The organism is Bacillus sp. FSL M8-0049 (genome assembly GCF_038593355.1).
In the GTDB taxonomy this organism is placed as follows: domain Bacteria; phylum Bacillota; class Bacilli; order Bacillales; family Bacillaceae; genus Bacillus; species Bacillus safensis.
Map to the genome: position 1 here is coordinate 402,872 of NZ_CP151986.1, position 24,724 is coordinate 427,595.

Here is a 24,724-nt window from a genome sequence, read left to right on the forward strand (position 1 = left end):
AACGATGTTAGTAAGTAGACGAAAAGGACATGCAGCAAATCATATCGTCAGAATCAACGGAAAACGAATGGATCTCAAAGCATTAGAGCAAGTCATGATGCTTCATTTTCCGCTTAAGGAATGTGCAATCATTCCGAAGAAAAATCAAGAAGGCAGTCTATCGCTTGTGCTATTTGCACAGGCGAAGGACCCTTCGCTGACAAGAGAGGATCTGATGAAAGGTCCGCTTCATCCTCATGAAGTGCCAGCCGCTCTCGTCTTATTACCTTCTTTGCCAAAGACAGAAAGTGGAGCAGTCGACAAAGAGGCACTGCTTTCAATTGAAATCATAGATCAAGAGGAATTAAGAAAGATAGAAGAGCGCACCAAAGCTATAGATGGTGTAGAGGAAGCGGCTGCTTTCATTGAAAGTCAGCCAGAAAAACGAACGCCCTATCACTTAGATGATCTGTTTCCTGATCGACAGCGTACCCAAGGGAATGTACCGCTTTCGAAAAGTGAAGCGAGCGAAACAAAACCATCATCTGTCCATGAGAAGCCGCCCGCACTTGTGTATGGCGGAGATGTGATCAAAAAACCAGGCACACCTGTCACACTGACAGAGGTGCTGATTCGATCAGCCTTTATGTCACCAGACCGCGGGGTGACCTATATGAAAGAAGACGGGCGTACGTTGACCCAAACCTATCCTGAATTACTAACAAGCGCTGAACGGGTTCTGTCTGGTTTAAGGGCAGCAGGACTGACAAACGGCGATCAAGTGTTACTTCAATTGAAAGATCATCAAGATTTTATCACGGTATTCTGGGGCTGTATTCTCGGAGGAATCATTCCGACCCCGGTCTCTGTGCCTCCTGTTTATGATGAAATGAATCAAGGTGTGAATAAGCTGAAGGGCGTGTTTCAGCTGCAAAATGAACCTTTCATTATTACGAATGAAGCAAGTGCTGAGGACATTGCTGGGCTGCGCGAGACATTTGAAGCAAAGGTCATGCCTATCTTAACAATTGAAGCATTGCTGGCGTATGAACCAGATGAACAGCATTATGAGCCGGAGCCGGATGAGCCTGTGCTGCAGCTCCTGTCTTCAGGAAGTACGGGTGTTCCAAAGTGTATCCGTCATCATCATCAAAGCATTTTATCTAGAATTATTGCTTTTGAGCAGGTAAACGGCTTTACACATGAGGATGTGTCGCTTAACTGGATGCCGCTTGATCATGTTGGTGGAATTGTCATGTTTCATGTACATGACGTCTACCTTGGCTGCCAGCAGATTAGTCCATCCATCGATCAATTTATCGAGCGGCCGATGGTGTGGCTGGATTGGGTAGAAACATACGGTGTCACAAGAACATGGGCCCCAAACTTTGCTTTTGCCATGATGAATGAATATGAGGACGACATTCGTAAGGGGAGCTGGGACCTGTCTACTCTGACTTATATCATGAATGCAGCCGAAGCGGTTGTTCCGAAAGTCACGCAGCGCTTCATGCATATCATGAGTCAGCACGGATTAAGCCGTCATGCGATGGTACCTGCTTACGGCATGTCAGAAACATCCTCAGCCATTGTTCAGTCAAAGAAATTTATGCGGAACAGTGAACAGGATGGACAGCTGACGATCGATCAGACCTCGTTAACAAGTGAGATCGAATATGTGACGCACGATCATCCGAACAAGATGACGTTTACAGAAGTCGGCACGCCGATTCCTTCTGTATGGATTCGAATTGTAGATGAGCATCACGAGGTGCTGCCAGAAGATCAGGTTGGGCGCTTGCAAGTGAAGAGTCCAACAATTATGATGGGCTACTATCAAAATGAAGAAGCCAATCAAGAAGTTTTTGCGGAAAACGGCTGGTTTCACACAGGGGATTTAGGTTTTATTCATGAAGGGCGTCTCGTTCTGACAGGTCGAGAAAAAGACATCATTGTTATCAACGGCGCTAACTATTTGAATTACGAAATTGAAGCGGTTGTTGAAGAGGTGGACGGGGTTGAAGTCACCTTTGCCGCTGCGTACGGCATTTATAATCCCGAATCAAGCAATGACACGCTTGCCGTCTTTTTTGTCTCACAAAGGGATTCAATAGAGGAACAAATCACGATAATTCAACAGATGAGAGAGGCCATCATTCGAAAAATCGGAATAGAGCCCGATCACATCATTCCGGTGAAAAAAGACCAATTTCCAAAAACGGAGAGTGGGAAAATCCAGCGTGCCCAGTTAGGCGCAGCACTAAAAGATGGAGCATTCCGTGACATTGAACAGGCACTGGATCTTGCTTCTGAAAATGAACAAACACTCCCAGACTGGTTTTTCAAACGCATTTGGGCTAAGGAGCATATCGGTCCAACTCAGCCTTTTGCTGACCATGTTCTCGTTTTCGAGGATGAAAAAGGACTTTATCAATCGCTTTACGCACAATTTGAGCAAAAGAAACAGCCATATATTTCTGTGAGAAAAGGGCATGAATTTTTGCGTCTGTCCAAAGGGATGTACCAGATAAATCCGAGAATCAAGGGGGATTACGTCAGGCTCGTTGCCGCACTTGAAGCAGATGAACTAAAGACCGGGCGCATGCTCCATCTGTGGAATGTGTCAGGCAAAGAAGACATCGTGGATCCTGCGCAGTTCAAAGAGCTGCATGCCAGCACGGGTCAATCCATTTTGTACTTGTATCAAGCATTGCGACAAGCAAATAAAGAGCCCATCCGTCTTGTCGTTGTGACAAAAGGCGGTCAATTTGTGAAGCCTGGAGACGATCTTCATGTGGAGAAAACGACGCTTGTCGGTCTGCTAAAAACCATTCCGCAAGAATGGGAAGGAGCAGAGGTGTCTCATCTTGATATTGAAGCGGAGGATGTAGAACAGGATGCCAAGCATATTGCGGAAGAATTGTCTGCGATTCATATAAAAGCAGAGGTTTCTTACCGAAATGGGGACAGATTCGTACCAAAGCTGGAAAAAGTCAATATGATTGAAGCGCCTCAAACAGGAGGATTTTTAGAATATGAAGGTCTTTATTTATTGACTGGAGGACTTGGCGGAATTGGGTTTGAGCTGTCTAAGCAGATGCTCCAATTTGGCTTAAAGCTCGTATTGATTGGACGGACATCTCTGGAAGACAGCTTGGAAAAGAAAGAAGCCTTCTCACAGCTAAAAGATGTTGGTGACGTCATTTATATCCAAGCAGATGTGACCAACTTACGTGACGTCGAACAGGCGATTTATCAAGCAGAAAAGCATTTTGGACAATCGATCCGGGGTGTGCTGCATTTGGCCGGTGCTGGTAATGTGTCTGAGCATTTTCAGCAGGCGGACAAGTATACACTGGCTCATACGTCAGAAGAGGATTTCACAAAAGAAATGTCAGGGAAAGCAGACGGGGCATGGGTCCTGCAGGAAGCCTTTAAGTATGATCCGACAGTACCGTTTGTCTTTTTTGGATCGGTCAATGGCTTTTTTGGCGGCACAACATTTGGGGCATACTCTGCGGCCAACAGCTTTTTAGATGGACTCGCGCACGCTCTCACCTTTCAAGAAGGAAGACGAGCAATCTCTTTGAACTTCAGTATGTGGGATAATCTCGGTTTGTCTAAGGGGCATACCGGAGCAGCTCTCACCGTTCGCAAGGGATTTCAATTGATTGGAAAGAAACAAGGTCTCCATTCATTATGTTTAGGTGTCCGGCTCAATGAAGCGCATCTATTTATTGGTCTGGACGGAGCAAACCCAGACATCGCCGGGTATCTTCAGCCAGCTCCAATACCGGTCTTTGAGAAAAAGCTTTTTTACACCGTTCAGCCTGGCAAAGAAGTGCATGTTGAAGAGATCACGAGCGCCGCAGCAGGCAAATGGGACATTCAGCAAGTACAGGAAATACCGAAAAAACAAGATGGCTTTATTGATCATGAAGCCCTCAAACTGAATCATCACAAAAATGGACAAAGTCTTGAAAAGCAATTACCAGAAACGAAGACAGAGCAGGTTCTTGCCGCCATATGGCAGGACATTTTAGATGTAGATCGCGTGTACAAAGAGGATCAATTCTTCGACCTTGGCGGACATTCACTAAAAGCGACTCAAACCATTTCCCGGATCAATCATGTATTTTCAATGAAGGCGCCTTTAAAAATATTATTTGAAAGCAAACATCTGGCACATCTTGCGCAAATGGTTGATGACATCAAAGGGGCGCCAGCCGTTCAGGAGGCTGAAATTCCAAAGCTTGAAAAGCAAACAAGCTATGAACTGTCTCATGCTCAGAAGCGTATTTGGTTCTTATCCACATTAGAAAAGAGCCATCATTACAATATATTAGGTGCTTGGAAGCTGACAGGACCATTACACATTCAAGCATTAACAAAAGCGATTGGTCTTTTAACAAAACGGCATGAAGCACTTCGGGCAGTATTTAAATCACTTGGCGGCAAGCCGGTTCAACTCATTCGTGAAGACCTTCCGCCATCTGTGACAGTGGCAAATTTCTCGTTATTTAATGAAAAAACAAGAGCGAGAAGACTCAAGCAGCTCATTCAGCAAGAGGCAGAACGTGTCTATGATTTAGAAAGAGGGCCTCTTGCGCAGTGGACGATAGTAGATATGGGCAAGGAGGAGTATTATCTCCTTTGCGCGCAGCACCACATCATTTCAGATGCATGGTCACTCAGCCTGCTCATTCAGGAATTAGAAGTGGCATATGACGCACTGCTTGCAGATGAAACGCCGCAGCTCCCAGCCTTAGAAATCGAATGGACAGACTATGTACATTGGGAGAATGAACAATTAAAGCATCATCAAAAAGACCAAACCTATTGGCTCAATACGTTACAAGGTGAACTTCCAGTGCTGGAGCTGCCGTTTGACCGTCCTCGTCCGCCGGTTCAAACATTTAACGGTGCTACAGAGCAAATTGTACTGGATGAACCGCTTATCCGACGCTTGCAGGCTTTGTCCAAAAAGCAGGGCACGACCTTGTTCATGACGATGCTGTCCGCGTACTACGTCCTGCTTCACAAGCTGTCCGGACAGACGGATATCATCATTGGATCGCCTATCGCGGGCCGGGATGCCAAGCAATCAGAGAAGCTTGTTGGGATGTTTGTGAATACACTTGCGCTGAGACAGGACGTCTCAACAGCAGAGACGTTCGCTGATCTCTTGGAAAACGTGAAAGAGATGACGTTAAAAGCGTTTGAGCATCAGCATTATCCATTTGACAAGCTTGTCGATGACCTTTCGTTAGATCGAGATTTAAGCCGGTCACCTATTTTTCAGGCGGCTATGGGGTATGTCACCGATTCGCTCGATGTAAACCTTAAAGGGCTGACAAGTGAACATGTGATGGTCCATCATACAGTATCTAAATTTGATCTCACCCTTCATATATTTGAACAGGAAGAGCAGCTGTCGATTCATGTGGAATACAATACGGATTTATTTGATCAAGAGACCATTCATCGTTATATGAACTATTATCTCCATGTGCTAGATGGCATGACGGCACAGCCTGAGCGAACATTTGCTGATTATTGCTTAATGGACAAAGTAGAACAGGCGGCCATGATTCTAGGAAAAAATCAAACAGATACGCCATATCCAAAGCGGACGCTTCAAGAATTGTTTGAAGAACAGGTGAAGCGTGATCCTTATCGTATTGCCTTGTCCTATATGGATGAACACATGACGTATGAAGCCTTGGATAAGAAGGCGACAAAGCTTGCTGCTTACTTGCAGTCAAAAGGAATTGGACCAGGATCCCTTGTACCGATGCTATTTGATCGCTCCTTTGACATGATTGTGTCGGTACTAGGAATCATCAAATCTGGTGCTGCATATGTTCCGATGTCACCTGAATATCCTGATGCACGCATCCGTCTCATCGTTCGTGATACGCAAAGCGATGTGATCATCACTCAGTCTCATCTTGCAGATCGTCTAGTAGACTTTACAGGTACAAAGATTGACATGGACAAGCCAATACCAGAAACAAATGCAGTGTATCAAAGAGAAGCATCCATCATAGGTGAAGACCAGATAGCCTATGTCAACTACACATCAGGCTCAACAGGTACACCAAAAGGCGTGATGCTCCCTCATGCAGGAGTTGTCCGCTTGGTTAGAGAAACAAACTATATCAAGCTCGGTCCAGATGACAAAATGCTACAGCTCTCAAACTATGCTTTTGATGCCTTTACATTTGAATTATGGGGAATGCTGCTGAATGGCGGTCAGCTGATTCTGCTCCCAAAATATGCAGCACTGAATATGGAAGAATTAACGCAATTCATCAAAACGTATCAAGTGACAGCCAACTGTCTGCCAACCACTTTATTTAATCGACTGGTGGAGCACGATCCAAAAAGTGTGGCAGGCTACCGCACATTACTCGTTGGCGGGGAAGCCATGTCTAGTGAGCATGCACGAAAGGCACTGCCGCATATGGAAGGTGTGCTTGTCAATGCTTACGGTCCAACAGAAAACACGACATTAGCCACAACACATCAAGTCACACACGTGCCAGCAGGCGCAAAATCAGTTCCAATTGGTGTGCCGGTGTCGAACTCAACTGTTGTCATACTAGACGAAGCGCTCAATCCAGTACCAGCAGGCGTCAAAGGAGAAATTTATATCGGCGGAACCGGCCTTGCGAAAGGCTACCTTCATGATCCAAAGCAGACAAAGGAGCGGTTTATTGACAATCCTTTTCCTGAACTAAAGGGAGACAAGCTGTATCGTTCAGGCGACCTTGGTACATGGCGGTCAGATGGCACCATTGAATATCTCGGCCGAAAGGATCACCTGGTGAAAATTAGAGGCTACCGTATTGAATGCGGAGAAATTGAGACAGCCCTGCTCAAGCATCCACAAATCAAAGAATGTACAGTCATCGCCAAAACGTATGGCAGCTCAAAACGGCTGGCGGCCTACCTTGTGACAGATGGAGAAAACCCTGTTCCGAGCTGGAAAGCCTTTTTGCAGGAAAGCCTGCCAGGCTATATGATTCCAAGTTACTTTGTCGTACTGGATGAAATGCCGGTGACAACGAACGGGAAGGTTGATCAAAAAGCACTGCCAGAGCCAACAGAAACAATCACCCTTTCACATGATGACGACAAACCGGTCACCGAAACGGAAGAGCGGATTGTCGCCGCTTTCAAGAAAGTGCTTGGTGTGAAGCAAGTAGGTATGTATGACTCCTTCTTTGATTTGGGCGGCGATTCCATTATGAGTATTCAGGCTGTGGCCAAATTAAAAGAAAAAGGTGTTCGAGTTGATCCAAAATGGATTTTCATGCACCCGGCGCCTGCGCAATTAGCCGCACATTTGGACGCAGTGCCAGAAGCCGCTGAGAACGTCGAAAGGTCTCCGAAGGACTACGTGATCGAGCTGAAAAAAGGCGATCCAGCCGAACCGAGAATATTCTTTGCACCGCCTGCTGGTGGAACGGTGATGGGCTATATTGATGTTACTAAGCTCATGACACATCAAGGTGCTGTGTATGCCTTGCAGTCTCCTGGCCTATATGAGGATGAAGAGCCGCAATTCCTCCATTACACGGAGCTTGTAACCCTTTTTATTGAAGCTATTGAGACGTTCTACCGTCCGGGGATTGACTATCTCGCAGGGCATTCAATGGGCGGGCATCTTGCCTACGGAATGAATCAGCGGCTCTGCCATGCAGGGAAAGCACCGAAAGGGCTCATCATTTTAGATACGGTGCCAGTGCTAAGAGATGAGGCAGATCAGGCACTTCATGCCGATATGAACGAAGAAGAAGTGAAAATGCTCGCGCTTGTCCTTGGAATGGGGAATCTGGTCGGCATTCAGCCAGAAGCTTTACAAGGATTGACCTTCCAAGAAGTGAAGCAGAAAATTCTCAAAGAGGCAGAAAAGGATGAAGTTGTTCATCAATTCATGAATGATCAATATTTAGATAAATATTTGCAAATGCAAACGCATAATACGATCATGTCACAAGCCATTGAATTAGAAAAAGAACCATTCCCTGTGCCATTTTATATTGTCCAAAGCAGTGATCACGCAAGCGATTTCCAGAAGAAGTTCGCAGACTGGGAGGCTTATACGAAAGAGTCGTGCTCGTATTACCACATCAAAGGCGACCATGTCACCATGATGAAAAGACCGCAGGCAGATGAACTGGCACGGATTCTTCAAACGATTATAAAGGGGTAAAGACGTATGAATCAGTTATTGAAAACCTTTGAAAAAAAATCAGATCTCATTCAGCTTATTTGTTTTCCTTTTGCCGGCGGATATTCCGCCTCATACCGTCCGCTCTTTGAACAGCTAAAAGACGTGGCCGAAATCACAGCAGCAGAGCCCCCAGGGCACGGCACCAATCTCATGCCGCTTGAATCAAGCATTGACCGGCTGGCAGAGCTGTACAAAGAAGGACTCACGAACAAATTGAACCGCCCATTTATTCTGTTCGGACATTCAATGGGTGGGCTTGTGGTATACAGACTAACCCAGCTGCTAGAAAAGGAAGGAATTTATCCTGCAGCAGTGGTGATCTCAGCCATTCAGCCCCCGCAAACAAAACGGCAGATGCTGACGCATTTATCCAACGAAGCATTTGTACAGCATATTGCCGAAATGGGCGGGATTCCAAAGGAATTACTAGAGAACAAACCAATGATGGATTACTTTACACCGTCCTTACGTGCAGACTACCGGGCACTGGAAACCTTCCAGCACACAGATCAATCGATCATCGACACACCTGTTTATTTATTCAATGGGAAGCAAGATGAGAAATGCATGCAGGATGCAAGCGGCTGGCTAAAATGGGCAAAAACCATCGAGCGCACTAATTTCGATGGAGGCCACATGTATATCAACACACACCTTGAGCAATTTGCAGAAGAGATGAGACATGTCATTGAGCTTACAGCCAAGCAGCAATTGATCAACAATTAAGAAAAAACGACCCATCAATAGGGTCGTTTTTTACTGAGGAATCATACTTGAAAACGCTGATATGGCTAATGAAAATAAGAATAATAAAACGAAAGGAATGAAAAATTTATAGCTTCTATTTTCTTGATTTTTTACGTAAGAATAGCACCACACACTAAATGATACTATGACGAAAATATTGATGTTCCATAAAAATGGAAGTGTAATCGTTCGTTCAGCATTAGATACTTTTAGTAGGTATAAAATAATAACAATCAAGTTGCCTAGCAAAATGTAATAGTAAGCTAATATCCCTTTTTTAAAAATATTTTTATAGGAATCTTTTATTCCGAAAATGATAAAACTTAAAAAAATGACTAATGAAAAAAATAAAACCTCAACCATTGGCTTGAATATTTCTCCAATCACAGCAAGTGAAATACCTATCCACTTACTAATTTCAATTACATCTTGATTCCCATCAAGTTGTAGTTCCAGTAGGTTTTTGTTTATTTCATCCATTTTTATTATAGAAAGGATGAAAGCTATTATACCAGAAAGCATACATACTAATAAAATGTGTTTTTTCATAATAGCACCCTTTAACAATATCAAATTTTTATAAAATAAAATTCAATCATCGAAGCAATAAATAATAAGAAAACGCCGGTTATAAGCTGACTAGCATAGATTTTCCCTTTTGTTTTAAATGAAATTTTGTTTTTAGATATGATATATCCTATAATCTGTCTTGATATATCAAAAGAGACAAAATAAAAAAGGAACAAACCGACAATCTCCATCGGAGCGTGGAAAATAATATAGTATAATGCTATATCAATTCCATATATATAGGTATACGATATAAAAAATGCACCTAGGAAAAAACCATTTAGAAAAATAATCATGCTAGATAACAAACCTAAACTAACTATTCCAGATATTAATATTAGGAGTGACACAAAAAGGTTATTTAAAAAAATTTCTAGATAGCTATGAATCTCAATGTTGTTTTTAAAATCTATACTATCTATAAATGTTGAAGCAAAAATACTTAAACTAAAACCTCCTAAAAATAGTATGATAAAAACTGAAAAATTTTTAAGATAATTTTTCAAAAAATTTCTTTTCGAGTTGATCTTCATGAAAAGTCACTCCTGAAGATTTTTTTTCTGAGTGAATAATACTACCATTATCAATAAAAAGGATTTCATCACATAAGTCTGCAGCAAATTGAATGATATGTGTGGAGAGCAAAATGATTTTGTTGGCATCTCTGAAATTTCTTAAATGTTTTTTCATGTCAGCCATGTTTGTAGGATCAAGACCTGTAAATGGCTCATCTAATAAAATAATGTTTGGATGATGTAATATTGTTAAAATAAAAGACATTCTTTGTCTCATGCCTCTTGAAAGAGCAGAGGAACGGCGGTGAATTTGCTCTTCTAATCCATATTTGCTCAATAAATCCTTGATTTGTCCATTTTCTAAAGGTTCTTCTACAAGCATAGATTGATATTTTACAAGTTCAAAACAGGTTAAGTTTTCAAATAGAGTTGGATCGTCTTCCATATATCCGACAGAAGAAAAATTTTGCTTTTTATGATTTATTAATATTTGACCTTCATCAGGATTTATTAATCCAGCTACCATTTCTAAAATAGTCGTTTTTCCAGCACCATTTTTACCTAATAGTCCGATTATTCTACCCTCTTGGAAATGCATCTCAGGGATCATAACTTTAAAGTTAGACTCTTTGTATTCTTTAATTAGACCATGAATTGATAACATACAATCCCTCACTCAAATAATGTTTTAAATGATTTGTAGTTTTTATTGATTGTTCTATCCCAAAATTTAATCATTAAAAATAAAATGATGAATGAACAAGCAGCCATAACAGAATTTGTTAAAATGAAATATACTGTGCTGTATGAGGAAATCACTGATAAAGCTAGAATGAAACCATAACAAATATTTAAAGTCAATTTACTAAGAGAACTTGGAACTTGATAAACAAATTCCCAATTAAAATAAGGAAATACAACAGTAGAACCGACAGTACAAATACTGACGAGAATGCAAGTGTTTATTAAAGTAATCATCACGTAAAAAGGCTGATCTAGTTTTAATACAAAGCTTGAAAAAATGATATATAAAATACAAAAAAACAAGTGTAATATAATAGATAAAATAATCTTATTTTTAATTTTATTTTTCACTAAGTTAGGTAGATTCTGTTTCAAAGGAAGAATGGGGCCATCAATATCAAAAGAGACATATGGTTGTATGGCATTCGATATAATAATCATTGGAAAAATTACACTAAAAATAAATAAAAAATCATTTTCTATATTCAATGTTTCAAGTTGATTTGTATTAACACCATAAAGAATGAGACCAAATAACCCCCCAGATAATGTTAATATAAATAATAATACTGACCATTGAATAGGAGGATTTCTCATGAGAAGTGTAATTTCATAAAACAAAATATGATTAAACTCTCTAGATGTTCTTGTTCGTTTTTCTTTTAATTCTTTTTGGGAATTAAAAATTGGTACATTACGAACATTTCTCTTCCAATTCATCAATAACAATAAACTAATGAATGTGAAGATTAAAATAAAATATATTGAATAACTAGATAAAGAATTTGTTAATAAATTGAATCTAAATACAGTGAATACCCATAGAGCAATGAGGCCTGTAGTTATATAACCAATGCTCGATGAAATTGAGAAAAACTTTGGATTAGAAAGTAGCAACAAGACGTGTAATCTAAGTAAGTAACCAAAAATAAAAGAAGTGGCGGCCAGAGCTGCTATTGTAAAAGCTCCCTCGTACCCATTTATAATTAAATTTGCTAAGTAAGACCCTAAAATGAAGAATAATACACCCACAATAGTGCTGAAAAACTTACTCATATCTTTGCCGAAAATATATTGATCTAGATGAACTTTTAAAATAGCCATCTGTTTTTTATCAGAGGAGAAAAGTATTCTCATCAAACTCTTATCAATATTAACTGTAAACATAAATATAAACAGCGATAAATAAATTATTGATAAATCCTTAAAGAAAAAAGGAGTTAATATACCTAGTAATAGTGGTGTTATTATGTATAAAAAAGCAAAAAATACAAAAATGAGAGCATCTTTCCGATGATGTCTTCTTAAATCATTGATTAACAAGATTTTTGTATATGTTAAATATTTATGCATTTACAACACTTCCATTTTAAAGGTGTATAGAGAAGGCTGTTACACCTTCTCTATTAAATCTTTTTTAGAAAGAAATAGCGTATTTCACTCCGTATTTTCTAGCATAACTAATGACCAATGAAGCAATAGCACCAAGTCCAAAAGTACCTAAGACAGCAGCAACAGCACCCACTGTACCTGCTGCATTTAGAATTGCACTAACAGAAGTTATAGCCCAGCCAGGTATTTGAGGATAGTTTGCTACTAGATTTGCAAAAGGTGTAACTGGTTCAAGAGTCAATAAAATCATAGTTGTTAGAGTTAGAGTGAAAATAAGACTCAAGCCTACAATTGCAAAAAATCTATTTTTTAAACTCAATTCCATAATGAACACCCCCTCCCTTGCTTATATGCCCATATTATACAAAAAAAGGATATTTAATAAATGGGTTTTTTATACTGTATTTTATTTCTCTGTAACGAAAGATTTAGTAGTATTTTGATGGAATGAGAAAGGGTAGTAAAATTACTCGAGAATTAATAGCTCCTAAATCGTATTTTTTATATTGATAATGACATTACTTGAGTAACTAGCTATGAAATACAAGGTGAAATCACTTATTATATTAAATATGATATTTAATTTGGACGAAAAAAGATGCTTATACAAGACAATCAACAATTAATAAGACATAAGAAAAGCGGCCTCATTAATGAGGCCGCTTTTACTTATGAATGCTGTTTCTTCACCACATTCCCGCCAATCACCCCGCCAATGACCAGCACCCCTCCGATGAGATGATACCAATCAATCGTTTCGTGTAAAATGAGAACCCCGGCGGCGACCGTGATAAACGCGGATAAATTGTTAAAGATGCTGACCTTTGCCGCTTCTAGTTGTGAGAGTGCATAGTTTGATAAATATGCGGTAAGAAGAGATGAAAGAATACCTAAAAAGAGCATCGACCATACAAAGGATGCTTCTGTAAATGGACTGAAAAACTCCGGCAATGACCCATTGATCGAATGCCGGGTAAGCGCGGCGGCATTGAAAAAGACAAAGCCAAAGAAGGTCATCACAAAGGTGAGTTCGATCACATGGAATCGTTTTGTAATCACTCTGGCAAACACACTATATGCACTGGATGACAGGGCTGAAAGTAAAATCAGCACATAGCCGATGAAGTGAGAATGCTTGACATCAATTCCCTTCATGACAAAGAGAAGCATCACCCCGCACACAGAAAGAAAGGTAAACAGCACTTGTATCCATGTCGCACGTTCCTTTAAAAACCAGGCTGCCAGCAGCATCGTCAGAATGGGAATCGTCGCTTGAATGATGCCAGCCTCTGAAGAAGATGTATACATCAATCCCCACACTTGAAAAGCAAAGAACAAAACAGGATAAAGCAAGGAAAACGGTACGATATAAATGAGATCACGCCATTGAATGGATATGCGATACTTTTTCCGTAGAAACGGATACAGCAATAGAGCGGCTGCAAAAGAAACGGTAAAGCGGTGTGCCAATAAATCGATTGGGTTTGCTGATTCTAATGCTATTTTGACAAACAAAAAGGAAAAACCAATGATAGAGGCGTATGCGATCGCAGCAGCATACGCTTTTTGTTTTGACATATTCACAACGTGACTCCTTACATGAGCATGCATGCTTCAAATGAATTGACCGGTTCTGTTCTTCTATCGTAATCGGATCATCTAACGTGTACAATAAGAGAACGTGATATCTGTACCGGTACAAGGAGGAAAAGGTGTGAGGAAATATGATCAGCTTGTCTTGAGCTTAAAAGAAAAAATGGATTCTGGTGAGTACAGTGCTGGGATGAAAATTCCATCCATTCGCCACTTAGCGGCTCAATATGCAGTGAGTAAAAGCACTGTCATCAAGGCGCTGGATACATTGGAGCGTGAACATCTGCTGTATTCTGTAGAAAGAAGCGGTTATTATGTCGTGAAAACGAAGCAGCGAGCAGGCAAGCAGGACGGCACATGGATTGATTTTGCTTCATCTGCACCTGATCCCGTTGTGTTTCCATATGTCGATTTCCAGCACTGCATCAACCAAGCGATCGATTTATATCAAAATGACTTATTTATTTACGGCACAGCCAACGGCTTACCATCGCTGCTGCCAGTCATTTCAAAGCGATTAATGGATTATCAAGTGTTTGCTCATCCAGAACAGATCGTCATGACCTCTGGTATTCAGCTCGCTTTATCCATTTTAAGCACCATTCCTTTTCCGAATGGAAAACAAACCATACTAGTCGAACAGCCGGGTTATCACTTATATCTCCAATATTTAGAGAAAAATCAATTGCCTGTGCGCGGAATTCAGCGGACGGAAAAAGGGATCGATCTTATCGAATTAGAGCATATCTTTCGAGAAGAGGAGATTCGTTTTTTCTATACGATGCCAAGATTTCAAAACCCGCTTGGAACGAGTTTATCAAAACGAGAAAAAAGAGCGATTGTAGCCCTTGCTGAGAAATATGATGTCTACATTGTTGAGGATGATTATATAGCAGATTTAGAATTCGACACAAAAAGAGACCCGATCTACTCGTACGATCAGGCTGGAAAGGTCATTTATTTGAAAAGCTTTTCTAAAATCATTTTTCCGGGGCTGCGAACAGGAGCGGTCGTCTTACCTGAAGAACTGATTCGGCCTTTTAGCGAACACAAACGGCTGATTGATATCGACAGCTCCATGCTGTCCCAGGCAGCCTTAGAAATATATTTAAAAAGCGGGATGTTTGAGCGGCATAGAGACAGGATGCGGGCGACCTATCGAAACCGCTCCAAGCAGCTCGTGGCAAGTTTAAAAAATGATCAGAGCGCTTATCAGCTGGGAGAACAGGAGCCGGCTACCCATACACATTTACGTGTCGACCGGTCGATTCCCATGAACCAGATTATTCAGCAGCTGAAAAAGGCATCTGTTTCCATTCAGCCAATTGACCGTTATTACCTGTCGGCCTATCAAAAGGACCCCATTCTTCAGCTGAACATTTGGCAGGTGAAAGAAGAGCAGATCACACGCGGAGTCGATCTATTAAAGACGGTATTTCAGCAAAGCACGCGTTATTAAAGGCGGGACAGTACATCGCTGCAAGTGAGTCTCTCAACGCTTTCAGCCGCAGCAGGTTTTCGTGTGCATACCGCCATTTGGTAGGCAGGGTCAAGTGAGTATGTTTGAACAAAGCAAGGCGCTTCATGATCAGGTAATGTTAACGCAGCCTGTCCATCCTCTGACAGACGGGCTGTAAAGGACGAAAGCCCATAGGATAATCCTTTTCCAGTCAGCTTGATAAAGGCCTCCTTCATTGACCAAAGATGAAAGAAATAGGCTTCCTGCCGTTCTGCCGGCTGTGAGAGTAAATCCTGATACTCATCCGCTGAAAAAAATCGTTTGGCAATCGCCAGATCAATAGGCTTGATTTCCTCAATATCAATGCCCACAGGTGCATCATCTACTGCGCAAACGACCCAATCGCCAGAGTGAGAAAGATTAAAATGAAAAGAAGAAAGCTGCCGGACGACAGGTTTGCCATTGCCCTCTGTTTCAAAAACGATCTCGTCCATAGGCAGCTCGTACATATCATGGATCGTTTGACGAACCAGCACTTCACCTAACAAGGTTCTTCTTGCATCGATCAAAAAACGAAAGCGTTCAGCGGCAGCACGCTTTTCAGCTGAAACAAAGGGTTTCAGACGATCTATTTGTTGTCGTGCATCAATTTCATCTAAGTGTTGTAATTGAATAGCAAATATCTTCATAACAAACCTCTAATTTTTTACATTGATTGTACCATTGGAGAGCGGCGTGCAAAAGGGTCCATTAACGATTTACGATGTGAACACCATTCGGATCAGTTGTATCAACTCCATCAACATCCGTCATGATCACGTCAAGCAGGGAAAGCCGTTCTCCTTTTTGCCAGTGAATGGGCTGATGCAAAGGTGATAGCAGCTGATCGACTTTAGGTGTCTGTGACAAATCAGGAACAGCAATTGTCATAGCATGCAGCGCATCGGTTCCAGTTTCAATGACATCTGTACGGCGCTGTAATTCAAGCCTTAAACGAAGAGGTGTCGAAAGAAACGTTCTCCGTTCCCCAGCTTGGATTGGCCAGTTTAGTTCTTTAGCTTGTGCAAGCAGTTGATCATATTCTTCGTCTGAGACAAGAAAGCCGATGTGATCAAAAAGGACTTTTTTGCTATAGCCAAATGTGATATTGATCTGTCCTTTTCTCATTTCGATGATTCGAAAAGTCGGCTGCTCTTCTCTAAAATCATCCCATGTCAGCGGGGGATGATAGGCGCCATCCTTTGTGAAACGGCCTTTAATCTCAAAGCCTAGCGAACGATATGTTTGTTCTGTCTCTTCAACAAATGGTGTCCAGTAATGATAGTGGAAAAGCTGCATAGGTCTCATCTCCAGTATGTGAATATTCTGTTTATTTATTTTAGCACAAGAAAAGCCATTCTAATTATAGAATGGCTTGCTTTCATCTTGTAAGGGTTTGAACAGGTTTTTCTGCTGTTTTTGTAATGAGCAGCTGCAGGAGCCGTGTTGATTGCGGCAAGGAGAAACGAAGGACAAGACCTGTGAAGATCGCAGTCAAAATCGTTCCAATGCCAATCGGTCCACCGAGCATCCATGCAAATAAAAGCACTGTTAACTCAATGCCATTTCGCACCCACTGCACGTTCAGCCCCGTTTTCGCTGAGATGAGCAGCATTAATGAGTCCCGTGGCCCAGCGCCAAGATTGGCTGAAACATAAATGCCAACGCCATATCCAGAAACAACAACACCTGTAATAAATATATATAAGGCCGGAAAATAACCGTGTGGCGCAGGTAATATCGCATTAAAGAAATCAATAAACACGCCAATCAGCACCATGTTCAGTAATGCGCCGACCTTTGGAAATGATTTCGTAAAAACAGAAGTCAGTGTCACAATGAGTGCACCAATAATGATGGACCACTGTCCAATCGTGAGTCCAAAATGCTGAAACAGTCCGTAGTGGAAAGCGTCCCAAGGACCAATCCCAAGGATCTTCCCTTTCACTGTCAGCGATAGTCCAAAAGCTAATACGATCAATCCAACAAAATAAAAAAACCAACGTAAAAGATGTTCCCGCTTCAAAAGCATTCCCTTCTTTCTTAAACACTCGATTTCCATCGTAACATACTCTCACTCCCCTTTAAATGGCTTTGCTCAATTGTAATCGCTTACTTCAAAAAAAGAATTTTGTCGAATTGTAAGGGTCAAAACATCAAAACAGGCAGCAAGACTTTCGGATTGTTTTTTTTAGCAAAAGAAGCCATTAATTTCCGCATTTTAAGAGAAAAAGAAAATAATTCAATATATTTTCCCAAAAAAATAATCTGCACCAATTAAAGAATAATTATCTTTAAATAGAAGAGATTGTATATAAATCATGTCATTAGACCTGTTTGGAGGAAAAGGAAAATGCGAAGGTATACGATAAAAAAGGTCATTTTATTGGAAAAAACATAGGTGAATCAAACATCGAGAAGTGTATGTTACTAAATGACTATTTTTGTCGAAAATAGTCATTTAGTCATGTTGAGGCATTTGAAATGTTACTGATATTCTTTACCAAAGTGTGGGAGGTGAACTGGTACATACCATTACGATATGAAGCGAGAAAAAGGGGAGGTCAAAGAATGAACTTATTAAAAAGAACGAGTCAATTATTTCTTATATTGGTGCTGATCGTTGGAAATCTATTAACGGTCTCACCAGCTGTTACGAAAGCCGCTGGGACGGTTGTTGTCAATAACACGGATTCTTATATTATTGGGAGTAGGCCACTGGTTCTTCAGCAGCTCGATGGAAATAATCCAACAAATGTAAAAGCTAGTGTAGAGGTGAAAGGAATCGATATGGGTGCAGTGAATGGTGTTGCTGTAAGTGATCGAGAAAATGTTGTGTATGCAACTGCAAATAGCACGACCCCTACTCTATATAAAATAAATGCGACATCAGGGCAAGCAGAGAGCGTAACCCAATTACCAGAAGGTGCTTCTAATGCCGTTGTGTATCAAGATAAATATATCTATTCTTATGCTTCTAATGGTGAGTATTTCCTTGGAACATACGATTTAGTTACGGGTCAAAAATCGTCTAAAAAAATTGTCGGATATGACATCGGGTCTGGCGTTGGCGGAGATCTTGTCGTTGATAAGGACGGCTATCTTTGGTTCGCATCAAATGGCAGTGGGGCCATTGCGCAAATGAACCCTGATACAGCAGAAGTCATTCGTGTCATTCCGATTAAAAATGCAGATGGTAGAACGATTGACGGAGGCGTTCGGGGGATTAGCTTTTTGCCCAATGGACAAATGCTATTACAGTCAGGATTAAATGACTCCATTGGCCATTCCACTCTTTTTACACTTGATGCGAAAACATTAAGTACAACATATATGGGCACTGTAGGTGATTCATTATCTTACGATTTAGCTTCGCGGGTTAAGCCAGAATTTGATCCATATCCTCCAGAGCTTGAATCGGAAAAATCAGTTGTTTTACAGAAAAAAGCAGAGGGCAACACAGATGAGAAGCATCCAGAAGTAGGCGACACGTTACTTTATACAATTAAAGCAAAAAATACCGTGCAATATGGTATTGTCAAAAAACTGATCATATCAGATAAGCTGCCAAGCAGCCTAACGTATGTTTCAGGGTCTCTTAAGGTGGATGGAACGAGCGTAACAGATGCAAAAGATCAAGACAAAGGTGATTATACAAACGGCACTGTTTCAGGTCAAATAGGTGACGTGAAAGATACCGATTGGCACACAGTGACATTTGAAGCGACGGTAGGCAAAGGTCAGGCAGGCAAAGATATTCAAAATACCGCGAATGTCAAAGGGGAAAACGCACCTCCGGATGAACCAACAACAAACATAGAAATTTACCCGCGTGACCCAAAGCTTGAATCAAAAAAATCAGCGGTCTTACAGAAAAAAGCAGAAGGTAACACAGATGAGAAGCATCCAGAAGTAGGCGACACATTACTGTATACCATTCAAGCCCGTAATGCGATTGAAGACAGCGTCATTGAAGATCTTGTGATTTCTGACAAGTTACCTCAAGGGTTATCATATGTACCAAATTCACTTCAGGTAGATGGAAATCCAGTCACAGATGTAAAAGATGATGACAACGGGGATATGACAGACGGAACTGTCACTGGGACGTTCGGTGAAGTAAAAGATGCGAAATGGCATACCGTGACGTTTGAAGTCACAGTTGAAAAAGGTCAGGCAGGCAAAGACATTCAAAATACAGCGAGTGTCACAACCGGTAACACACCACCAGACGAGCCGACAACGAATGTAGAAATCTATCCTCGTGACCCGAAATTGACTTCTGAAAAATCTGCCGTCTTGCAGAAAAAAGCAGATGGTAATACAGATGAGAAGCATCCAGAAGTAGGCGATACCCTGCTTTATACAATTAAAACAAAGAATACGATAGAAGACAGTCTCGTTGAAAACTTAGTGATCTCAGATGAACTGCCGGAAGGATTGGCATATGTACCGAATTCACTTCAGGTGAATGGAGATGCAGTCACAGACGCAAAGGATGACGATAACGGAGACTTTACAAACGGAACCATCTCAGGACAATTTGGCGACATTAAGGATACAGATTGGCATACCGTGACGTTTGAAGTGACGGTTGAAAAAGGACAATCAGGCAAAGACATTCAAAATACAGCCAATGTCACAGGCGGCAACACACCGCCAGATAAGCCGACAACAAAAACAGAAATCTATCCGCGTGATCCAAAGCTTGAATCAGAAAAATCAGCGGTTTTGCAGAAAAAAGCAGAAGGTAACAAAGATGAGAAACACCCAGAAGTAGGCGATACCCTGCTTTATACAATTAAAACAAAAAACACGGTAGAAGACAGTCTTGTTGAAAATCTAGTGATTTCAGATCAATTACCAAAAGGGTTGAAGTATGTCACCGGGTCCCTTCAAATTGATGGGGAATCTGTCACAGATGTGAAAGACGACGATAGCGGTGACTACACAGATGGAAAGGTTACAGGTTCTTTTGGTGATGTGAAGGACACGGACTGGCATACTGTGACGTTTGAAGTGACAGTTGAAAAGGGACAGGCTGGTCAAGACATTCAAAACACAGCTGAAGTAACTGGCGAAAACACGCCGCCAGATGATCCAACAACGAAAACAGAAATTTATCCTCGTGAACCAAAACTAGCATCTGAAAAGGCTGCAAGTATTCAGAAAAAGGCAGAAGGCAACAAAGATAAAAAGACACCACAGGTAGGCGATACCCTTCTTTATACAATCAAAACAAAGAATCTTGAAGAAGACAGCATCGTCAACAATCTTGTGATTTTCGATGAACTGCCAGAAGGTCTTGAATACGTCGAAGGATCATTAAAAGTAGATGGACAAGCCGTCACAGATGCAAAAGATGACGACAAGGGAGACTACACAAAAGGTACGGTGACCGGTCAATTTGGCGATATCAAAGATACGGACTGGCATACAGTGACCTTTGAAGCGAAGGTCGCTAAAGGCCAATCAGGTAAAAGCATTCAAAACACAGCCAAAGTAACAGGCGATAATACACCGCCAGACGAACCAACAACCGAAACACACATTGATCCAAGAGATCCAAAGCTTGAATCAGAAAAAACATCAGAAATCTCTCAAAAAGCAGAAGGCAATACCGATGAAAAAGAAGTACAAGTAGGCGACACCCTTCTTTACACCATCAAAACAAAAAATAGTTTAGAAGACAGTATCATCAAAGATCTAGTGATCACAGATAAACTGCCAGAAGGTCTTGAATATGTTGAAGGGTCGTTAAAAGTAGATGGACAAGCTGCCACAGATGCAAAAGATGACGATAACGGAGATTACACAAAAGGCACAGTCACCGGTCAATTTGGCGATATCAAAGATACGGACTGGCATACAGTGACCTTTGAAGCGAAGGCTGCCAAAGGATCTGAAGGGAAAACCATTCAAAATATCGGAGTCGTGAAGGGTGAGAATGTAGATGAGCCAGACAAACCTGAAAACTCAACGACAGTAGAACCACCAAATGTGCCAGAAGTCCCAGCAAATCCAGATCAACCTTCTGAGCCACAACAGGATACACCTGGTCATCATCTTCCGAATACTGCAACAGCAATGTACAACCTTTTACTAGCAGGATTTGCCCTTGTATTAATAGGTGCATCCCTTATTGTATGGAAAAGAAGAAAAAGAAACGGATAATCGTCCATGGTTCAAAAAATCATCTCAACTCTATTGATTACAGCAGGTATTTGTCTTGTGATCATAGGATATATAAGGATCGTTGATGGACAAAGGCAAGTAGATCAATCTTTCCAGTCTGCACAAGCAGCCATTCAGCAAAAGGGGGAAACGGATTCCCCTTTTGTTCCAAAGGCTGGTGAAACCATTGGACTCTTACACATTCCAAAGTTAAACGCTGAGTTACCAATTGTAGAAGGAACAGAAGCAGAGGACTTGGCAAAGGGTGTTGGTCATTATCATGAGAGCAATTTACCAAATGAACAGGGACAAATCGTTTTATCTGGGCATCGTGATACTGTGTTTAGACGAACAGGAGAACTTGTGAAAGGGGATCAACTCGTCATTGAGCTTTCATACGGTCGGTTTACCTATGAAATTGAGAAAACAAAGATTGTAAAAAAAGATGATCAAAGTATTATTACACTACAACAGGAAAAGGAAGAACTTGTCCTGACAACATGCTATCCTTTTTCTTTCATTGGTCCTGCACCAAACAGATATATCATATATGGAAAGCGTGTTTAAGCACTGGATCAGCCTGCAACTTATCCTTTCACTAACCGATTAAAGCGCTTCATTCCTTGATAGAGAGGGAATTGCCTATATCTAGAGATGCAGGAGGGGGTCAATTTGTTAAATCAAGACTATGTAAGATATATAGATAACTTTGGAAGAATTGTTCTTCCGACAGATATAAGAAAACGGCTAAAAATTCTTCCGCAAGATTTTATGGAGATTTATCGAGAAGAAGACCAAATTGTGATGAAGCCATATTGGCAGGACAAACCTTGTATCGTCACAGGGGAAGTGACAAACTCCAATAAGGTGCTATCCGGCGGGGTGGTCATCAGTCCAGAGGGAGCGAGACTGCTCCTGCAAGATTTACTGGCGCTACGCCTGCAAAAAGAGATATAAAAAAAGGCTGTTCTCACCACGTGAGAACAGCCTTTTTTCATCATACTGGATTCAAAATCCGGTTTAAGAATTGTTTTGTTCGTTCTTCCTTTGGTCGTTTGAAGATTTCCTCTGGAGGACCTTGTTCGACGATGACGCCGCCATCAATAAAAATCACTTCGTCTGCTACTTCTTGGGCAAACTTGATTTCATGTGTGACAACCGCCATGGTCCAGCCTTCCTTCGCTAGATCCTTCATGACCTTTAAGACTTCTCCGACAAGCTCAGGGTCAAGCGCAGAGGTAGGTTCATCAAAAAGCATGAGCTCTGGCTGAATGGCAAGTGCACGGGCAATCCCGACACGCTGCTTTTGACCGCCTGAGAGCTGGAATGGATACAGATCCTTTTTATCTTCCAGACCGACCTTTTGCAAGAGCTGAATGGCTTCTTTTCGAACCGTTTCCTTTGGACGGCGCTGCACTTGGACAGGGCCTTCCATCACATTTTCAAGCACTGTACGGTGAGGAAACAGGTGATAATCCTGAAACACCATTCCTGATTTCCGGCGTAGCTTCAGCAGATCAGCTGATTTATTTTTTTTCGAAAAATCAATCGAGAAATCATCGAAGGTAAAGGAGCCGCCATTTGGTATTTCAAGTGCATTTAAACAGCGAAGCATCGTTGTTTTTCCTGAACCAGATGGACCGAGGATGGCCACAACCTGCCCTTTGTTGATCGAAAAATCAATCGACTTTAAAATCTCATTTTCACCAAAGGATTTCTTTAAGCCTTTGACTGTTAGCATGTCGTTCCCTCCTTACCTTGCGACATATCGATCAAGTCGTTTTTCAATTTGATGCTGAACGAGCGATAGAATGAAGCAGAATACCCAATAGATGAGGGCTGCTTCCATATAAATAAACAAGATCTGATCCAAGTTCGCCGCAGCAATCTCCTGTGATTTACGGAACATCTCTGCCACGAGAATTTGGGAGGCAAGGGATGTATCCTTCACCAAACTAATAAATGAATTAGAGAGCGGTGGAATCGATACACGCACAGCCTGCGGTAAAATCACGCGGACGAGCGTTTTGCGATGTGTCATCCCAATGGAATAACCTGCTTCCCATTGCCCTTTTGGAACAGACAGGACGGATGCACGGATAATTTCCGACGCATACGCACCTACGTTTAATGAAAAAGCAATAATGGCACTTGGATATGGATCCAGTGTGATATTAAATGTCGGAAAGAAATAGAAAATAATAAACAATTGCACAAAAAGCGGCGTTCCGCGAACGGCCGACACATAGATGGAGAAAATCCATCTGAGGGCTTTCATTTTAGACATTCTAGCAAGAGCTGTCACAAGCGCGATAAAAATACCAATAATAAAGGCAATGATGGCGAGGGGAATTGTATAATAAATCCCCTGCATCACCATTGGCCAAAAAGATTGCTGAAGAAGATCCCAAGGAATGACGACTCCTAGGATGTTATTTTGTAACATCTTCACCAAACCATTTCTTAGAAATCTTAGCGAGTGTACCGTCTTTTTTCATTTCTTTTAATGCGCCATTCACTTTGTCAACGACTTCGCCGCTGCCTTTTCTGAATGCGAAATACGTTTCTTGAGGATCTCCTGTTTCAAATGCAACTTTTAGGTTTTTGTTACCGCTTGTTTTCAAGTAATTCAATACAGCCAATTTGTCATTGAACGTCAGATCAGCACGTCCTTGCTGAATCAATTGAATGGATTGTGCAAGACCTTCAACGCCTTCAATCTTAGCGCCAGCATCTGTTGCTAGTTTATTGTAGTTACTTGTTAATGATTGTGCTGCTTTTTTGCCTTTCACATCAGATAGTTTCTTGATGTCGTTGTTATCTGATTTTGTCACAACAATAGCTTGAGATGTCGTATATTTATCAGAGAAATCGTATTGATTTTCACGTCCAGTTTTCCCAACTTGGTTCGCTACCACGTCAAAACGTTTTGCATTCAGTCCAGCAAACATACTGTCCCATTGTGTTTCTTTGAATTCAGGTTTTAAGTCAAGACGTTTTGCTACTTCTGTGATGACTTCTACATCATAGCCAGTTAATTTATCTGTCTTTTTGTCATGGAAGGTGAAAGGAGCATAAGTACCCTCAGTTCCGATGGTTAATACACCTTTATCCTGAATGGATTTCCAAAGGTCGCCTGATTCCTTAGACCCAGATTGTTTATTCGCGTTGTCGCTTGCACCAGATCCACATGCCGTGATCAATGCAACACAAACGCCTAACATAATGGCAAAGAACATTTTTTTCATTTTATTCCCCACTTTTCTTGTT

General features: G+C 41.3%; 18 protein-coding genes. 6 read left to right on the top strand and 12 right to left on the bottom strand.

What is annotated here, in order from left to right:
- Window positions 1-4 precede the first annotated feature (4 nt).
- Window positions 5-8,200, top strand: coding sequence for an amino acid adenylation domain-containing protein (locus NSU13_RS01960; protein WP_342489798.1), 8,196 nt, complete (start codon window positions 5-7; stop codon window positions 8,198-8,200).
- A gap of 6 nt (window positions 8,201-8,206) precedes the next feature.
- A complete protein-coding gene (locus tag NSU13_RS01965) occupies window positions 8,207-8,947 on the top strand; it encodes an alpha/beta fold hydrolase (RefSeq protein ID WP_065215329.1) in 741 nt (246 codons plus the stop codon).
- Between the two features lie 30 nt (window positions 8,948-8,977).
- Here the strand turns inward: NSU13_RS01965 and NSU13_RS01970 are convergent, their stop codons facing one another.
- From NSU13_RS01970 to NSU13_RS01995, 6 genes are all read right to left on the bottom strand, one after another.
- Window positions 8,978-9,517, bottom strand: a complete 540-nt coding sequence (locus NSU13_RS01970; RefSeq protein ID WP_342489799.1) for a hypothetical protein — start codon at window positions 9,515-9,517, stop codon at window positions 8,978-8,980.
- Window positions 9,518-9,537: 20 nt separating this feature from the next.
- On the bottom strand, window positions 9,538-10,071 hold the full coding sequence (locus tag NSU13_RS01975; RefSeq protein ID WP_061110382.1) for a stage II sporulation protein M: 534 nt from the start codon (window positions 10,069-10,071) through the stop codon (window positions 9,538-9,540).
- Complete coding sequence (locus NSU13_RS01980; protein WP_065215327.1) at window positions 10,028-10,717, bottom strand: ABC transporter ATP-binding protein; 690 nt, start codon at window positions 10,715-10,717, stop codon at window positions 10,028-10,030. Before NSU13_RS01980 ends, NSU13_RS01975 begins: the two co-directional genes overlap by 44 nt.
- 8 nt (window positions 10,718-10,725) lie before the next feature.
- Window positions 10,726-12,150: a hypothetical protein gene (locus NSU13_RS01985; protein WP_342489800.1), complete on the bottom strand. Its 1,425-nt coding sequence runs from the start codon at window positions 12,148-12,150 to the stop codon at window positions 10,726-10,728.
- Between the two features lie 64 nt (window positions 12,151-12,214).
- Window positions 12,215-12,514: a hypothetical protein gene (locus tag NSU13_RS01990; RefSeq protein WP_024427284.1), complete on the bottom strand. Its 300-nt coding sequence runs from the start codon at window positions 12,512-12,514 to the stop codon at window positions 12,215-12,217.
- 344 nt (window positions 12,515-12,858) lie between these two features.
- A complete protein-coding gene (locus tag NSU13_RS01995) occupies window positions 12,859-13,767 on the bottom strand; it encodes a DMT family transporter (protein WP_251027263.1) in 909 nt (302 codons plus the stop codon).
- A gap of 136 nt (window positions 13,768-13,903) precedes the next feature.
- Here NSU13_RS01995 and NSU13_RS02000 point away from each other — a divergent pair, with 136 nt between their 5' ends.
- Entirely contained in the window at window positions 13,904-15,241 is a 1,338-nt protein-coding gene (locus NSU13_RS02000) for a PLP-dependent aminotransferase family protein (RefSeq protein WP_268456382.1), read from the top strand.
- On the opposite strand, the gene NSU13_RS02005 is transcribed toward NSU13_RS02000, so the two are convergent.
- From NSU13_RS02005 to NSU13_RS02015, 3 genes are all read right to left on the bottom strand, one after another.
- Window positions 15,238-15,930, bottom strand: a complete 693-nt coding sequence (locus NSU13_RS02005; protein ID WP_176967326.1) for a 4'-phosphopantetheinyl transferase superfamily protein — start codon at window positions 15,928-15,930, stop codon at window positions 15,238-15,240. The genes NSU13_RS02000 and NSU13_RS02005 overlap by 4 nt on opposite strands.
- A 61-nt stretch (window positions 15,931-15,991) precedes the next feature.
- Complete coding sequence (locus NSU13_RS02010; RefSeq protein WP_342489801.1) at window positions 15,992-16,579, bottom strand: hypothetical protein; 588 nt, start codon at window positions 16,577-16,579, stop codon at window positions 15,992-15,994.
- Window positions 16,580-16,661: 82 nt separating this feature from the next.
- Window positions 16,662-17,306, bottom strand: coding sequence for a YitT family protein (locus NSU13_RS02015; RefSeq protein ID WP_046314013.1), 645 nt, complete (start codon window positions 17,304-17,306; stop codon window positions 16,662-16,664).
- 545 nt (window positions 17,307-17,851) lie between these two features.
- Here NSU13_RS02015 and NSU13_RS02020 point away from each other — a divergent pair.
- The 3 genes from NSU13_RS02020 (at window position 17,852) to NSU13_RS02030 (ending at window position 22,411) form a co-directional block, all read left to right on the top strand.
- The gene (locus NSU13_RS02020) at window positions 17,852-21,454 is read left to right on the top strand and encodes an isopeptide-forming domain-containing fimbrial protein (protein ID WP_342489802.1); all 3,603 of its coding nucleotides are present in this window, start codon (window positions 17,852-17,854) and stop codon (window positions 21,452-21,454) included.
- 6 nt (window positions 21,455-21,460) lie between these two features.
- Complete coding sequence (locus NSU13_RS02025) at window positions 21,461-22,021, top strand: class D sortase (protein WP_034283766.1); 561 nt, start codon at window positions 21,461-21,463, stop codon at window positions 22,019-22,021.
- Window positions 22,022-22,126: 105 nt separating this feature from the next.
- Window positions 22,127-22,411 carry an AbrB/MazE/SpoVT family DNA-binding domain-containing protein gene (locus NSU13_RS02030; protein ID WP_034283768.1) on the top strand — a complete coding sequence of 95 codons (285 nt, stop codon included), beginning with the start codon at window positions 22,127-22,129 and terminating at the stop codon, window positions 22,409-22,411.
- A 40-nt stretch (window positions 22,412-22,451) separates the two neighbouring features.
- On the opposite strand, the gene NSU13_RS02035 is transcribed toward NSU13_RS02030, so the two are convergent.
- From NSU13_RS02035 to tcyA, 3 genes are read right to left on the bottom strand one after another with little or no spacing between them, the layout of a single operon-like run.
- Entirely contained in the window at window positions 22,452-23,195 is a 744-nt protein-coding gene (locus NSU13_RS02035) for an amino acid ABC transporter ATP-binding protein (protein WP_024424287.1), read from the bottom strand.
- 12 nt (window positions 23,196-23,207) lie between these two features.
- The gene (locus NSU13_RS02040; RefSeq protein WP_024427294.1) at window positions 23,208-23,900 is read right to left on the bottom strand and encodes an amino acid ABC transporter permease; all 693 of its coding nucleotides are present in this window, start codon (window positions 23,898-23,900) and stop codon (window positions 23,208-23,210) included.
- A complete protein-coding gene (tcyA, locus tag NSU13_RS02045; RefSeq protein WP_142946756.1) occupies window positions 23,887-24,702 on the bottom strand; it encodes a cystine ABC transporter substrate-binding lipoprotein TcyA in 816 nt (271 codons plus the stop codon). The genes NSU13_RS02040 and tcyA overlap by 14 nt, the downstream gene beginning before the upstream one ends.
- Window positions 24,703-24,724 lie beyond the last annotated feature (22 nt).

Excerpts from the sequence above, each read along its gene's own strand:
- tcyA (WP_142946756.1), bottom strand. The coding sequence starts at position 24,702 with ATGAAAAAAATGTTCTTTGCCATTATGTTAGGCGTTTGTGTTGCATTG.
- NSU13_RS01960 (WP_342489798.1), top strand. The coding sequence starts at position 5 with ATGTTAGTAAGTAGACGAAAAGGACATGCAGCAAATCATATCGTCAGA.
- NSU13_RS02005 (WP_176967326.1), bottom strand. The coding sequence starts at position 15,930 with ATGAAGATATTTGCTATTCAATTACAACACTTAGATGAAATTGATGCA.
- NSU13_RS02035 (WP_024424287.1), bottom strand. The coding sequence starts at position 23,195 with ATGCTAACAGTCAAAGGCTTAAAGAAATCCTTTGGTGAAAATGAGATT.
- NSU13_RS01985 (WP_342489800.1), bottom strand. The coding sequence starts at position 12,150 with ATGCATAAATATTTAACATATACAAAAATCTTGTTAATCAATGATTTA.
- NSU13_RS02010 (WP_342489801.1), bottom strand. The coding sequence starts at position 16,579 with ATGCAGCTTTTCCACTATCATTACTGGACACCATTTGTTGAAGAGACA.
- NSU13_RS01975 (WP_061110382.1), bottom strand. The coding sequence starts at position 10,071 with ATGAAGATCAACTCGAAAAGAAATTTTTTGAAAAATTATCTTAAAAAT.
- NSU13_RS01970 (WP_342489799.1), bottom strand. The coding sequence starts at position 9,517 with ATGAAAAAACACATTTTATTAGTATGTATGCTTTCTGGTATAATAGCT.
- NSU13_RS02020 (WP_342489802.1), top strand. The coding sequence starts at position 17,852 with ATGAACTTATTAAAAAGAACGAGTCAATTATTTCTTATATTGGTGCTG.
- NSU13_RS01965 (WP_065215329.1), top strand. The coding sequence starts at position 8,207 with ATGAATCAGTTATTGAAAACCTTTGAAAAAAAATCAGATCTCATTCAG.
- NSU13_RS01990 (WP_024427284.1), bottom strand. The coding sequence starts at position 12,514 with ATGGAATTGAGTTTAAAAAATAGATTTTTTGCAATTGTAGGCTTGAGT.
- NSU13_RS01995 (WP_251027263.1), bottom strand. The coding sequence starts at position 13,767 with ATGTCAAAACAAAAAGCGTATGCTGCTGCGATCGCATACGCCTCTATC.
- NSU13_RS02025 (WP_034283766.1), top strand. The coding sequence starts at position 21,461 with ATGGTTCAAAAAATCATCTCAACTCTATTGATTACAGCAGGTATTTGT.
- NSU13_RS02040 (WP_024427294.1), bottom strand. The coding sequence starts at position 23,900 with ATGTTACAAAATAACATCCTAGGAGTCGTCATTCCTTGGGATCTTCTT.
- NSU13_RS01980 (WP_065215327.1), bottom strand. The coding sequence starts at position 10,717 with ATGTTATCAATTCATGGTCTAATTAAAGAATACAAAGAGTCTAACTTT.